Raw genomic sequence first — 13706 nt, forward strand, 5'->3', positions numbered from 1 at the left:
GGAAAACGAAAGAGGGTGATTGGTTTCCTCACGATCAAACCACCATTTTAACGCAGGAGGCATTATGCCCGGTATACCAGGACCAAGTATTTTACATGCGATGAGTAATGTGGTTCGCTTTGCCACCAACCCCATTTCTCTAATGAGAAAGTCGCAGGACAAGTACGGAGATTTTGTACAAATGTGGATGGGACCGTTGCGATTTTTTTTCGTTTTTCACCCTGATTATATACAACATATATTGCAAACCAATCAAAAAAACTATGTACACAGTCGGCTAATCTTTGATAAGCTCATTCCTCTTACAGGCGCAAAAGGACTTGTGCAGTTGGAAGGGGAAAAGTGGAAAAAGCACCGCAAGATTACCAACGTAAGTTTTAAACCGCAACCACTGGAGTCTTTTGTACCGCTCATTGTTGAAATTACACACCAATCTCTTACAGCACTGCAAAACAAAAAGAAATTCGAAATGTGTGATGAAATGACAGATTTGGTTCTCAAAACAGCGATGCGTATGTTGTTTAGCTTAGAAACACAGGACGAAGTCGCAAAAATTACCGCCGCTTTTCTGCAAGCAAATCGTTGTTGTGGTAAACGCATCAAATCAATTGTGCACCTTCCCACTCCCATACCCTCCCCAAACAATCTTAGGTTTAAAAGTGCGGTGAAAAAACTCGATACATTTGCTTATGCGATGATCAATGAACGCCGCAAACAGCAGAATTTCGGCGATGATATGCTCGGAACTTTGATGGCCGAGCACGATGAAGACACTGGCGAACCCATGAGCAATTTACAACTTCGCGATCACATGATGACTTTTTTGTTTGCAGGTCACGAAACAACAGCATGCTCGCTAACATGGTGTTTTTATTTAATAAGTCAACACCCACAAGTCGAAAAAAAAATGCGTGCGGAAATTAAAGAAGTGCTCGGAAAACGCAATCCACAATATGCCGACATCGCAAAATTAGAGTATGTCACCATGGTATACCAAGAAGCTTTGCGCCTGTATCCTCCAGCATGGATTCTTGCACGACAGCCCTTGGCCGCCGATGAAATTGACGGCAAAAAAATTCCCAAGAACTGCAACATTCTACTTAGTATATGGGAAATACACCGTCACCCTGAATTTTGGGATGAACCGCATAAATTTAATCCACAGCGTTTCTCTCCGCAAAATAGCAAAAAACGTCATCGTTTTTCCTTTTTGCCGTTTGGAGCCGGCCCGCGCATTTGTAGCGGCGCGCGTTTATCGATGATCGAAGGAGTTATTATTCTTGCGATGTTTTTGCAAAACCATAGATTTACAGTTGTTCCCCATCAAAAAATCGAAGTAGAAACGACCATTACTGCGCGTCCGCGCCACGGAATAGTGATGGAGATCCACCGCCATGAACTCCATACAAGTATGCGAGGTGACATATGAACTTACCCAAAAATCACGCCATCGTTCTCGGCGCCGGAATAGCAGGGTTATTAAGCGCACGAGTTCTTGCGGAACATTTCACTAAAGTAACGCTTATTGACAAAGACTCTTTTCCCACAGAAGTGTGCCCGCGAAAAGGTGTTCCACAAGCAATGCATCTACATGTATTGTTGCGCCGTGGACTGTTTATTTTACAAAAACTTTTCCCTGAAATCGAAAAAGATCTCATCGCCAAGGGTGCGGTTACTATGGATTGGGGAAAAGATACATTGTGGTTGAATCCATATGGTTGGACTCCGCGCTTTACTTCTCAAGTCGTTAGTTATACATTTTCACGATGGATGTTAGAACATACCGTTCGTCAAAGAGTCATGGCCATTCCTCAAGTAAAAATTGAACCCCACGCCGAGTATAAAGATCTAATCATCGACAACGGTGAAGTATGCGGTGTACGTATCGCGGTAAAAAAGAATTACAAGATGTGCACGGAGATTTTGTTGTCGATACGACAGGAAAAAATAGTAAAACCATTAAACTTCTAGAAAAGTATGGATTTCCAGCACCTCGTGAATCGCGAATAAACTCGCATTTAGGGTATGCGAGTCGCCACTACCAAATTCCAGAGGGTAAAAGAGACTGGAAACAACTTTATATCCAAATGAATCCCCCACATTCTTTTCGTGGTGGTGTCTTACAGCCTATAGAAGAAAATCGCTGGATTGCAACATTGATTGGAGCAAATAAGGACTATCCCCCGGGAGAAGATACGGCCTTTCTCCATTTCGCAAAAAGCTTACGCAATCCAATGTTTTACGAGGCCATACGCGATGCACAGCCACTAAGCCGAATCTATTGTTATCGCAATACCGAAAGTAGGCTACGTCACTTCACCCAGCTAAAAAAACTCCCGGGAAACTTAGTGTGTTTAGGTGACAGTGTTTGTGCCTTTAACCCCGTGTATGGACAAGGTATGACAGTGAGTGCTCTTGCAGTGCAAGAATTAGACAATTGCTTGCGTAAGAACTTTTCACAGAGTACCCAGTTAAGCAAATCTTTTTACAAAAAGCTGCACAGAGCAAACTTTATGCCATGGTTAATTGCCAGTAGTGAAGACAATCGCATTGCCGCAAACAACAAGTCTTTTTCTTCTAAGGTCATTCACTCTTTTTTTGATCGCGTTCTACACACAGCGACACAAAAACCAAGTGTTCACCAAGCTTTTCTCGAAGTACTGCACATGACAAAGCCTGCACATTCACTAATATATCCGAAAATACTCTTTTCACTACGGAAGAAAAAATGATTGCATTGCATCAATACCCTGGTTCATGGGGACTTCCCAGCTCCAGTCCTTTTTGCATAAAAGTAGAAACCTATTTACGTATGGCTGGAATTGCGTATACAAACGTATGGGAAAATAATCCAGGGCGTGGACCAAAAGGGAAAATGCCTTTTATCCAAGACGGCGAAAAAACGATAAGCGATTCGTCTTTTATTATGGAATATCTGCAACAAAACTATACCCCTAACCTAGACGCAAATATGTCCGCAGAACAGCAAGCCGTTATGCTTGCCTTTCAACGTCTTATTGAAGAAAGCTTGTACTGGGTGTTACTTTATTCTCGTTGGGGAGACGAAAACGGCTGGCGCGAAATCAAAAAAGAAATAACACCTCTCTTACCACCCGTTATAGGCAAAGGAATTATTCATATTATTCGCAAACGTTTACTGCGCCAAGCGCATTTTCAGGGAATGGGACGTCATTCCCGTGATGAAATTTACCACATAGGCAACAAAAATTTACGATCTATCATAGAATTCTTGGGAAATAAAACTTACTTTTTTGGCGAAAAACCGCGTAGTATTGATTGTACATTGTACGGTTTTTTTATCACCATTTTATGGTCACCAGTTCCAGGTCCTCTACCTGAGTACGCTAAGAAATTTAGTTGTTTAGAAGACTATTGTATACGCATTCGCGATACCTATTGGCAAAGCTAGTTTTATTTCGCAGGTTACCGTTTTACATGAAAGCACCCTAAGCGAGAAAAATATTTTCGTTATCACATGGTAAGACACCGCGCGTATCAACGACTAACTGTGCCGATTCTTGAATCAACTGCCAATCAAATGTATCATGATCTGTCACAATGAGTACACAATCAAACGTACCAACATTTTCGGCGGTCAGTTCCACGCTTGTCATTTCGAAATGATACTTGCGCAGATCGGGGAATTTAGGAATATATGGATCGGAATATTGAACATTAGCACCGAGCTTTTGTAATTTGTCAATGAGCACCACCGCAGGAGATTCACGGGTATCATCCACATTCTTTTTATACGCTATGCCCAAAATTAAAATGCTCGATCCCTTAATCGCTTTTTCGCGACTATTAAGAGCCAAGCCGACCTTTTGAACCACATAATTTGGCATAGAGGAGTTGACTTCACCAGCAAGCTCAATAAACCGCGTATTGAATTCAAACTCTTTCGCTTTCCATGTTAAATAAAAAGGGTCTATGGGTAAACAGTGCCCCCCTAGTCCTGGCCCTGGGTAAAAAGGACTAAAACCGAATGGTTTTGTCGATGCGGCATTGATAATTTCAAAAATATTGAGATTCATACGGTCTGTCAATATTTTTAATTCGTTCACGAGAGCTATATTCACCGCACGGTAAGTGTTTTCCAAAATCTTAACAAATTCAGCGACATGTGTCGATGATACGGGAATAACCTCGTCAATCACGGCTTCATAAAGCGTTTTTCCCACTTCCAAACAATTTGTTGTTGCTCCACCACAAATTTTAGGAATGGTGCGCGTGCTATATTTGGGATTTCCCGGATCTTCGCGCTCAGGAGAATAGATAAGAAAAGTATCTTCACCTATTGTAAAACCGGCCTCTTGTAGCTTGGGCTTCAATAATTCATCGGTGGTTCCTGGATACGTGGTACTTTCCAGAGATAAAACCTGTCCTTTTTTCATATGTGGAATCATGACATCTGCGGAATTGGTAATATAGGACAAATCTGGTTCGCGATGCTTAGAAAGCGGTGTTGGCAAACAAATGATAATGGCATCGACGTCTTTTATACGAGAAAAATCCGTTGTAGCTTCGAACTTCTCTTCCTGGTATTTTGTGGCAATGAATGTTGCATCAATGTGTTTGATATAACTTTCGCCCTTGCGCAGAGCCTGTGTTTTCTTTTCATCGATATCAAACCCAATTACCGCAAAACCAGCTTCTAGAAAGCGTAAAACCAACGGCAATCCTACATAACCAAGACCTACAACCCCCACACATGCCTCAAAGTGGTTTATTTTTTCAATCAATAGATCTTTCATCAAAAAACCCCTAACGCAATGTCAAAAAACTTCTTCTTTATCTCTAAATTATCACAACTATTTAATACATCCATAACTCTTTTTATTGCACCACCATTACCATAAGGGTTTTGAGAGGACGACAGTATTTTTTTGAAATCTTCACTAAAAACGTAACAAATACTTTTCCGTATCGATTCTTCACTGGCATCACATTGTATAACGCTATCAGCCAAAATTCTTCCTTTTTGTCGCTCACCGATATTGATTGTGGCTGTTTTGAAATAAGGCGCTTCTAAAATACCGCTTGAAGAGTTACCAATCACAGCATCTACATGTTTTAACACAGAAAGATAACGCACTAATCCTAGATTATCAAAATATTTTGCTTTGAGAGGTTTATCTTGCGCATATTTAGAAGCAATAGCGTTTAATTTTCTACCTTCAGGGTCGGAGTTACATTTGGTGAGAATAGTGAAACAGTCTTGCTGTTGATCTAGAGCTGCCAATAGATTTTGAAGTTGTTGCGTGGACTCTCCATATTGATTAAGTGTTACAGGGTGGAAAGTAACCAAAAAATTTTTCTTTTGCCACTTGCAACCTAAGTTATCTTCTAGTTGCGATGCAGACATCAACTCGGTGTTCACAATATTATCAATCCCCAATCCGCCAACGTTAAAAACATGTTGGGGATTTTCTCCCATTTGAATAATGCGATTCTTATATTCTTCTGCTGCTGCAAAATGCAAATGACTCATTTTGGTAATACAATGTCGTATCGAATCATCAAATGCCCCTTCGGTAACTTCGCCACCGTGAATGTGGGCAACGGGAATTTGCGCGAATAAAGCGGCAGTCACTGCCGCCAGTATTTCATAACGATCTCCCAATACAACAATAAGATCGGGGGACAATTCTTCATAAGCTTCGGCAAAACTAATTGTGGCTAATGCAACAGACTTTGAGGTCCCCACATGAGTATCGGAAGATAGTAAAATTTCAATTTTTTTGTTTATACAGAAACCGTCTTTTTCTATATCACGATAGGTTAAACCAAACTCTGGGGACAGATGCATTCCTGTCGCTATAATTTGTAATGTGTGTTGTGTTGATTCGTCGAGATTTTTGATCAATCTAGTGAGTAAACAATACTCCGCTCTAGTACCGGTGATCACACATATTTTCTTTTTCATATTTCAATCATCTCATCCACAACAAAACTTTTTTTGGCTGTTTTTCCAAGAACATCCCTCCAAGACATCGGACTAATACCGGTCCCAGGTCTTTTGGTTGTAATATTTTGCTCCGTAAAAATGTCCCCTTTTTTTATTTCTTGTCGCGCGACGATACTTTTACGCGCAATGGGTTTATTTTTTTCTTCTGACGCAGAGGGCTGCTTTAAACCTGTTCCAAGAGCTACTTCAATATTACGGATACAACGTACCATTTCGGTAAATTCTTTGGGACACAAAGATGCTTTGTGGTCAGGTCCCGGTAAGTCATTGTCTAAAGTAAAATGCTTTTCGATCACCTTTGCCCCAAGAGCCACTGCGGCGATAGGAATTTCAATTCCCAGCGTGTGGTCCGAATAACCAATGTTTACCTTAAAAGCTTCGCGAAGAGTTATCATTGCCGTTAAGTTCACATCCTGCATCGGCGTAGGATATTCGGTATTGCAGTGCAAGAGGGTTATACGTGACCTTGTCGCGCCACAACTTGTCAGAGTATTCATCGCAAATTCTATCTCGGTCAAATTTGCCATACCCGTAGACAAAATGATGTCTTTCCCCAACGAAGCCATGTGTTTTAAGTAAGGGTAGTTTGTAATTTCTCCCGAAGGTATTTTCAAGGTGTTTATGCCAAGCTGCACTAAAAAATTTGTGCTGTCAATATCGAATGGCGAAGACAAAAACATAATATTATTATTTCGCGCATATTCGTAAAGCTCTACATGATCTTCATGGCTTAATTCTAGTTTGCGAATCATCTCGAATTGTGATTCATCTTGATTTGTCGTTTCTTTTTGATATTGTGCTTTGTCAGCATTTCTGGTTACGAGACTTTTGGCTTTGAAAGTTTGGAATTTTACAGCATCTGCTCCGGTTTGGACCGCAGCATCAATTAACTTTTTCGCCATGCTCATATCACCATTGTGATTAACCCCTGCTTCTGCGATGATAAAAACTCTATTTGTCATTCCCCACCTTTTATTTGTTGATGTAAACGCACACTACTCGGTATATTTACAACTCTTTCTTCCAACCACTTGGCATTTTCCAAAGACGTTGTTTCACAATCTGCATACATAGGGAGACTACTCAGTAATTTCCAAATGGGACGCGTCATTACCTTGTTTTCATTGGTATACTTCAAAAACTGATCGCGTTGGTTTTGATCGTTTAAAATAATCGCATTTAGCCAATAATTTGACTTACGATCAGGACCTTCCGACACAAAAGAAACATTTTCCTTGCGAAAAAAATCGCAATATAATTGCGCTGTTTTTCTTTTATCTTCTAGAAAATCGGGAAGAAGTTCTAGTTGAGCACAAGCGAGGGCAGCATTGATATTAGGTAAACGGTAATTATAACCGACTTCATCATGTTCATAGTCCCAACAGTGAGGTTTTTTAGCTGTCGTTGTAATATGCTTTGCATGTTTCGCTAAGTCACCGTCGTTGGTAATAATGGCACCACCACCGCCGCAAGTAATTATTTTATTGCCATTAAAACTAAAAACTCCCACTTTACCAAATGTACCCGTTACTTGACTTTTATATAAACTACCTAAGGATTCGGCGGCATCTTCCACGACAACGATGTGATGGCGTTGGCATATTTCCACAATAGATTCAATTTCGACACTGTGTCCGAAAACATGCATAGGCACACATGCCGCGATACGCCTATTTGTATTTTTATTAAAACACTGTTGGTCTTTTATATAAGTGTTTTCTTGCAAAAATTGCTGTAGTGTAGACGGGCACATCCCCAAATATCTGCGTTCACTATCAACGAATATTGGTTTTGCTCCCAAATAGTGAACAGCATTCGCTGTCGCGATAAAAGTAAGTGCTGGTATCAACACCTCTTCGTCGTTTTTGACACCACACACTCGAAGAGCCACTTGCAGTGCACAGGTTCCATTGACGACAGCCACGGCATATTTAGTACCGCAAAAAGACGCCACACGATCTTCAAATTCGTCGACAAATTTTCCCACAGAAGAAACAAAATTAATATCGATACACTTGCAAAGATACTCTTTTTCGTTTCCAAGAAATTTACTCTCATGGAGCGGGATGAAATCTCTATTGGGATATATTTCTTTTATAAACTGAAGTATTTTTTCCATATTGTTTCACTAAATGTTATAGATGTGAGATTTATATTTTTTTAAGTTTTCGCCATCGCTAAACCATGAAATTGTTTCACGTAGGCCATTCTCAAAACCGTCTTTATCACCATATGCTGGTTGCCAGTTTGTCAACTCTTTGATTTTCTTATTTTCCGCCCACAGCCTTTCGACTTCTGAATTTTTAGGGCGTAAACGCTCTTTCGCTAATTTGATTTCCACATCTCTATTCATGAGTTTGGCAATCGTCTTTGCTGTATCACCGATCGAGATTTCATAGTTGCTACCAATATTAACAACTTCTCCAATCGCTGCGGAAGATTTGCTCAAGGCGATAAAACCATCTACCGTATCTTGCACATAATTAAAATCTCTTGTTGGCGACAATGCTCCTAGCTCCAAGTAGTCAATATCGCGACTTAGCTGGGTAATGATCGTAGGAATTACAGCTCGCGCTGATTGCCTTGGCCCATAGGTATTAAAAGGCCTAGCGATAACAACTGGGCTTGAAAAAGAACAATAAAATGAATACGCCAACTGGTCTGCCGCGATTTTAGAAGCAGAGTAAGGAGATTGTCCTTGTAAAGGATGCTCTTCGGTGATAGGCACAAAACGCGCTGTTCCGTAGACCTCACTGGTGGAAGTGTGTATAATTTTTTCTAGCTCTAACTCACGAGCCGCTTGTAGTACGTTCAGTGTTCCTTTGACGTTCGTATCAACATATGTATGCGGGGAATGATACGAATAGGGAATCGCAATCAATGCGGCCAAGTGAAATACCTCACTACAACCTTCCATTGCCTTTTTAACACCATGTGGATCACGTATATCCCCGGTGAATATTTCGATTTCGTTTAAAATATCCTGTGGTAGATCCTCTAACCATCCCCAAAAGTTAAACGAGTTATAGTAAACAAAGGCCTTCACTTTGTATCCGGAAGCAACCAGTTTCTCTGTTAAGTGAGATCCAATAAATCCGTCCGCTCCTGTGACTAGAATTTTCTTATTAATTGTTCTGCCCCTTAATCTAAATTTAGAGATAAAGACTTTAACATATTTTCCATTTCTTTCATTTGCCCCATGTCCAGCCAAGATTTTTCACTCACGGGATAAGTACCAATTCGATATCCAATATCTAAACATCGCTGAATTAAATCGGTAATGTGGAAAAAAGTATCGCGTGGAATTTCATTTAGGCACTCTGGCTCGACAATGTACATACCTGTATTTACAAGAAAATCGTACTCGGGTTTTTCAATGATTTCTTTCACATCACCATCATTAGATATGTTGATAACACCATAGGGAATAGTGAAATGTTTTAGTGAAGTGATCAAAGTAATTTTGTTTTTATTGTCTTTGTGATATTTGAGCATGCTTGAATAGTTACCTTTGACCAAAATATCGCAATTACTGATAAAAAAAGTTTCTTGGAAATCTTCTTTGGGAATTAATGACAGACTTCCCGCTGTCCCAAGAGGCTTGTCTTCCTCAACATAGTGAATGTTGTAAGACTTTGTTACTTCACTTAGGTATGCACGGATCATGTTGGCTTTATGGTTGATTGTTAAATAAAAGTCTTGGCACCCATGGCTATGAAAGGCGTTCATCACTCTTTCAAGAATAGTAATATTTCCTATGGGTATAAGAGGTTTTGGAAGGATATTTGTATACGGTTTTAAACGCGTTCCTTTCCCACCAGCCATAACAATAACTTTATAAGAAACCAAATTTTCTTTGTGGAAGTTTTCGTTTAAATATTTACTCAAAAAGTACATATCAACAACTTGGTGGTGATCGTCAACTATCGGTACCGCGTCTATGCCATTTTCTATCATAAAATCATTTGCATTATCGATTTCGTTTTGATGTAAATATTTAGGAGAACGATTCATGATTTTTTCGACTTTGTCGTTCAGTGACTCATTTTGTAAAATCCAACGTCGAATGTCTCCATCGGTAACAACACCGATTAACCTGTCTTCTTCGACAACGACTAATATTTTTTTTCCTGTCTCATCTAACTTCTTTATCGCGTTTTTTATACTATTATTTTTACTGATATAAAGATTGCCATCTTTCACTTTTTATACCTTCATCGTAATGATAAAAACTTCCACCAGCGAGTGTAACACTGCCTTGTTTTAGCTCGATTATGATAACAAAATTTAACTTGATTACCACAAAAACTTAACAACAGACTTATGAGAATTCTTATGCGGCATTGATGTTTCGCCTAGTTTGTCTTATGTAAATCAACGAGCTTTTTGGCTGCTGTTGTAACGAGAAGATTTCCATCACAAACTTTTCTTTCCATATCGGGAAGTATATCTTTAATTTTGTCGTGTTGATAAAAATCATCTTTGAGTTTCTGCACAATTAAATTGTGTAACCATTTTTTTTCTTGCAAGTGCCTTTTGTGGTGAAAAAAATTATGGCGGCGCATAAGTTCTTTGTGTTCTTCGATGATATGCCAAATATTATCAATACCTGAATTCGTCAATGCAGAGCACGTAGTTACTTGTGGTCGCCATTTGTATTGTTGCGGAAATAAGTCTAAGCTACTTTGGAACCTAGTCGCCGCGAACTCGGAAGCCGCCTTGTTTTCGCCGTCGGCTTTGTTAATAGCTATGGCATCGGCCATTTCCATGATACCACGCTTAATTCCCTGTAGTTCGTCTCCTGAGTTGGCAAGAAGCAACAGTAAAAAAAAATCCACCATACCATGCACTGCTGTTTCCGATTGCCCAACACCTACAGTTTCCACAATGATGATATCAAATTTACACGCCTCACACAAAATGATAGACTCACGCGTTTTACGCGTTACACCTCCTAGTGAATCACCAGCGGGAGAAGGGCGAATATAGGCGTTATCACTGCGCGACAGCTTCTCCATACGCGTTTTATCTCCGAGAATACTTCCCTTGGTGTGTTGACTAGTGGGGTCTACAGCGAGAACCGCGATTTTGTAGCCTTTATCGACTAGGTGCAAACCAAAATTATCGATAAAAGTGCTTTTGCCAACACCGGGTGTCCCGGTTATACCAATACGCATTGTGTTATGTTGCGGTATTTTTAAACACCCGCTCACAATCTCATCAGCCAAGTTCTTATGCCGAGGACTGTCACTTTCGACTAAGGTAATTGCTTGGCTAAGGACATAGCGATCCCCTGCGGCGATTTTTGCAATGTACTCGTGTGCACTGCGCTTTCTGCGCCGTGCACGTACAGACTTTTGCCAACCACTAAGTTTTTTACGATCCACCGTTCTCTTCTTCCTTTAGGGTATCCAACAACAAATGGAGAATTTCTTGTGCTGCACGAGCGATCACTGTTCCCGGTCCAAAAATACCCACAACACCTTTCTCGTACAAATAATCGTAATCTTGAGGAGGAATTGTCCCTCCTGCGACCACAAGGATATCTTCGCGTTCTATTTTTTGCAACTCTGCGACAATTTGTGGCACAAGCGTTTTATGTCCTCCGGCCAGAGTAGAAACCCCAAGAATGTGAACGTCATTTTCCGCTGCTTGTTTTACCGCCTCTTGTGGTGTTTGAAATAGAGGTCCTATATCTACATCAAAACCGATATCGGCAAAACTCGTCGCCACGACTTTTGAGCCGCGATCATGACCGTCTTGACCAACCTTCGCCACCATAATTCGCGGACGGCGACCTTCTAGTTTTGCAAATTCATCGGTGAGTTGTTGTGCTTTTATGAAATCTTCATCGTTGGCAATTTCGCGTGCATAAACGCCACTTATTGTCTGACTATGAGCTTCATAGCGCCCAAACACTTTTTCGCAAGCCGCAGAAATTTCGCCAAGAGTGGCTCTTTTTCTCGCAGCTTCCACTGCCAAAGCAAGAAGGTTTCCTTTTCCGCTAGAAGCACTTTCCGTTATGGCGTCCAAGGTCTTTTGTACTTCGTCACTGTTGCGTTGTTGTTTTAACTCCTTGAGCCGTTCCAATTGTTTTTGGCGTACAGTGGAGTTGTCCACTTCGAGAATTTGCAAATCGCTTTTTTCATCGACTTGATATTTATTCACCCCGACGATAATGTCCTGTCGACTATCAATACGCGCTTGTTTACGCGCCGCAGCTTCCTCAATACGCTTTTTAGGTAGCCCTGCCGCAATAGCTTTTGACATTCCACCCATTTTTTCTACTTCTTCGATAAGTTCCCAAGCGCGATGTGCGATATCGTGGGTTAATTTTTCCACGTAGTATGATCCGCCCCACGGATCAATATTTTTCGTGACATTCGTTTCTTCTTGAATCACAAGTTGTGTATTGCGTGCTATGCGTGCCGAGAAATCAGTGGGAAGTGCCAAAGCCTCGTCTAGCGCATTGGTATGTAAAGATTGTGTGTGCCCACACACTGCTGCCATTGCTTCAATACAGGTACGAGCAACATTATTAAATGGATCTTGTTCGGTGAGACTCCACCCTGAGGTCTGACAGTGTACACGCAGAGCCATTGATTTAGGATTTTTGGGATCAAATTGTTTGACGAGTTTTGCCCACAACATACGCGCAGCGCGCATCTTGGCTATTTCGGTAAAATGATTCATGCCTATGGCCCAGAAAAAGGAAATGCGTGGCGCAAACAAATCGATATCAATGCCCGCATTTAGTCCAAGTCTCAGGTACTCAAGAGCGTCTGCGAGTGTATAAGCCACCTCAATATCTGCTGTGGCTCCTGCTTCATGCATATGGTAACCACTTACACTAATGGAGTTAAACTTTGGCATATTTTGCGCCATATAAGAAAAAATGTCACCAATAATGCGCATAGAAGGATCCGGAGGATAAATGTATGTATTGCGCACCATGAATTCTTTCAATATGTCATTTTGAATAGTTCCGCGCAACTTCTCCTGGGAAACGCCTTGTTCCTCAGCGGCAACAATGTAGAAAGCGAGTATCGGTAAAACCGCTCCATTCATTGTCATCGACACAGAAATCTTATCCAGCGGTATTTGCGAAAACAATATTTCCATGTCCAAAATGGAGTCTACAGCAACACCGGCTTTTCCCACATCGCCCTCAACACGCTGGTGATCAGAATCGTAGCCGCGATGCGTAGGTAAATCAAATGCCACAGACAGACCTTTCTGTCCGGCCTTTAAGTTACGTCTGTAGAAAGCGTTGGACTCTTCGGCGGTAGAAAACCCCGCGTATTGACGTATCGTCCATGGACGCACGGTATACATCGAGGCATATGGTCCACGCAAAAAAGGAGGGAGACCTGCGGCGAAATCTAAGTGTTCTACATGGGCTATATCATCTTGGGAAAAGAGCTTTTTCACTTCGATTTTCTCTGGTGTTTGCCATGACTGACCGACATCGACACTGTTAGATTTTTCTAGGTATTTGTTTATATTTTCAACTTTATATTCGACTTTAGTGAAATCGGGTTTCATGATATTTATGCGGCGAGCTACATAAATAAGGACAATTACCTTAAATAGTGTTTTCTTAAAAACAATGCTCAGAGGCTTATAAATCCTATTTATTTGTGTATCTCACATAAGATATGAGAAAGTAGTTTGGTCTCGCCCATCCTTTCTAGTATAATATACTGAATTTTGATGG

The 13706-nt window shown here is 40.8% G+C and carries 12 protein-coding genes; 4 read left to right on the forward strand and 8 right to left on the reverse strand.

Going from position 1 to position 13706, the window contains the following annotated elements; all coding sequences use genetic code 11:
- Positions 1-64: 64 nt before the first annotated feature.
- Genes UABAM_RS30335 through UABAM_RS30350 form a run of 4 tightly spaced genes read left to right on the forward strand, consistent with a single transcriptional unit; the run spans position 65 to position 3430 of the window.
- On the forward strand, positions 65-1429 hold the full coding sequence (locus UABAM_RS30335; protein WP_151971735.1) for a cytochrome P450: 1365 nt from the start codon (positions 65-67) through the stop codon (positions 1427-1429).
- Positions 1426-1971, forward strand: a complete 546-nt coding sequence (locus tag UABAM_RS30340; RefSeq protein ID WP_151971736.1) for an FAD-dependent oxidoreductase — start codon at positions 1426-1428, stop codon at positions 1969-1971. The genes UABAM_RS30335 and UABAM_RS30340 overlap by 4 nt, the downstream gene beginning before the upstream one ends.
- The gene (locus UABAM_RS30345) at positions 1872-2732 is read left to right on the forward strand and encodes a hypothetical protein (protein ID WP_151971737.1); all 861 of its coding nucleotides are present in this window, start codon (positions 1872-1874) and stop codon (positions 2730-2732) included. The genes UABAM_RS30340 and UABAM_RS30345 overlap by 100 nt, the downstream gene beginning before the upstream one ends.
- Positions 2729-3430, forward strand: a complete 702-nt coding sequence (locus UABAM_RS30350) for a glutathione S-transferase family protein (RefSeq protein WP_151971738.1) — start codon at positions 2729-2731, stop codon at positions 3428-3430. Before UABAM_RS30345 ends, UABAM_RS30350 begins: the two co-directional genes overlap by 4 nt.
- Before the next feature lie 37 nt (positions 3431-3467).
- Here the strand turns inward: UABAM_RS30350 and UABAM_RS30355 are convergent, their stop codons facing one another.
- The 8 genes from UABAM_RS30355 to scpA all read right to left on the reverse strand — a co-directional run bounded on the left by UABAM_RS30355 (position 3468) and on the right by scpA (position 13534).
- A complete protein-coding gene (locus tag UABAM_RS30355) occupies positions 3468-4775 on the reverse strand; it encodes a nucleotide sugar dehydrogenase (RefSeq protein WP_151971739.1) in 1308 nt (435 codons plus the stop codon).
- A complete protein-coding gene (gene neuC, locus UABAM_RS30360) occupies positions 4775-5947 on the reverse strand; it encodes a UDP-N-acetylglucosamine 2-epimerase (RefSeq protein ID WP_151971740.1) in 1173 nt (390 codons plus the stop codon). Before neuC ends, UABAM_RS30355 begins: the two co-directional genes overlap by 1 nt.
- The gene (neuB, locus tag UABAM_RS30365; RefSeq protein ID WP_151971741.1) at positions 5944-6951 is read right to left on the reverse strand and encodes an N-acetylneuraminate synthase; all 1008 of its coding nucleotides are present in this window, start codon (positions 6949-6951) and stop codon (positions 5944-5946) included. Before neuB ends, neuC begins: the two co-directional genes overlap by 4 nt.
- A complete protein-coding gene (locus UABAM_RS30370; protein ID WP_151971742.1) occupies positions 6948-8108 on the reverse strand; it encodes a LegC family aminotransferase in 1161 nt (386 codons plus the stop codon). Before UABAM_RS30370 ends, neuB begins: the two co-directional genes overlap by 4 nt.
- A 9-nt stretch (positions 8109-8117) precedes the next feature.
- Positions 8118-9119 (reverse strand): NAD-dependent 4,6-dehydratase LegB, encoded by a 1002-nt coding sequence (locus tag UABAM_RS30375; RefSeq protein ID WP_152022082.1) that lies wholly within the window; start codon positions 9117-9119, stop codon positions 8118-8120.
- A gap of 11 nt (positions 9120-9130) precedes the next feature.
- Complete coding sequence (locus tag UABAM_RS30380) at positions 9131-10192, reverse strand: nucleotidyltransferase family protein (RefSeq protein ID WP_151971743.1); 1062 nt, start codon at positions 10190-10192, stop codon at positions 9131-9133.
- A gap of 152 nt (positions 10193-10344) precedes the next feature.
- Positions 10345-11376, reverse strand: a complete 1032-nt coding sequence (gene meaB, locus UABAM_RS30385; RefSeq protein ID WP_151971744.1) for a methylmalonyl Co-A mutase-associated GTPase MeaB — start codon at positions 11374-11376, stop codon at positions 10345-10347.
- Positions 11366-13534, reverse strand: coding sequence for a methylmalonyl-CoA mutase (scpA, locus tag UABAM_RS30390; protein ID WP_151971745.1), 2169 nt, complete (start codon positions 13532-13534; stop codon positions 11366-11368). The genes meaB and scpA overlap by 11 nt, the downstream gene beginning before the upstream one ends.
- Positions 13535-13706: the final 172 nt, after the last annotated feature.

It is taken from the genome of Candidatus Uabimicrobium amorphum, from assembly GCF_009002475.1.
Lineage (GTDB): Bacteria > Planctomycetota > Uabimicrobiia > Uabimicrobiales > Uabimicrobiaceae > Uabimicrobium > Uabimicrobium amorphum.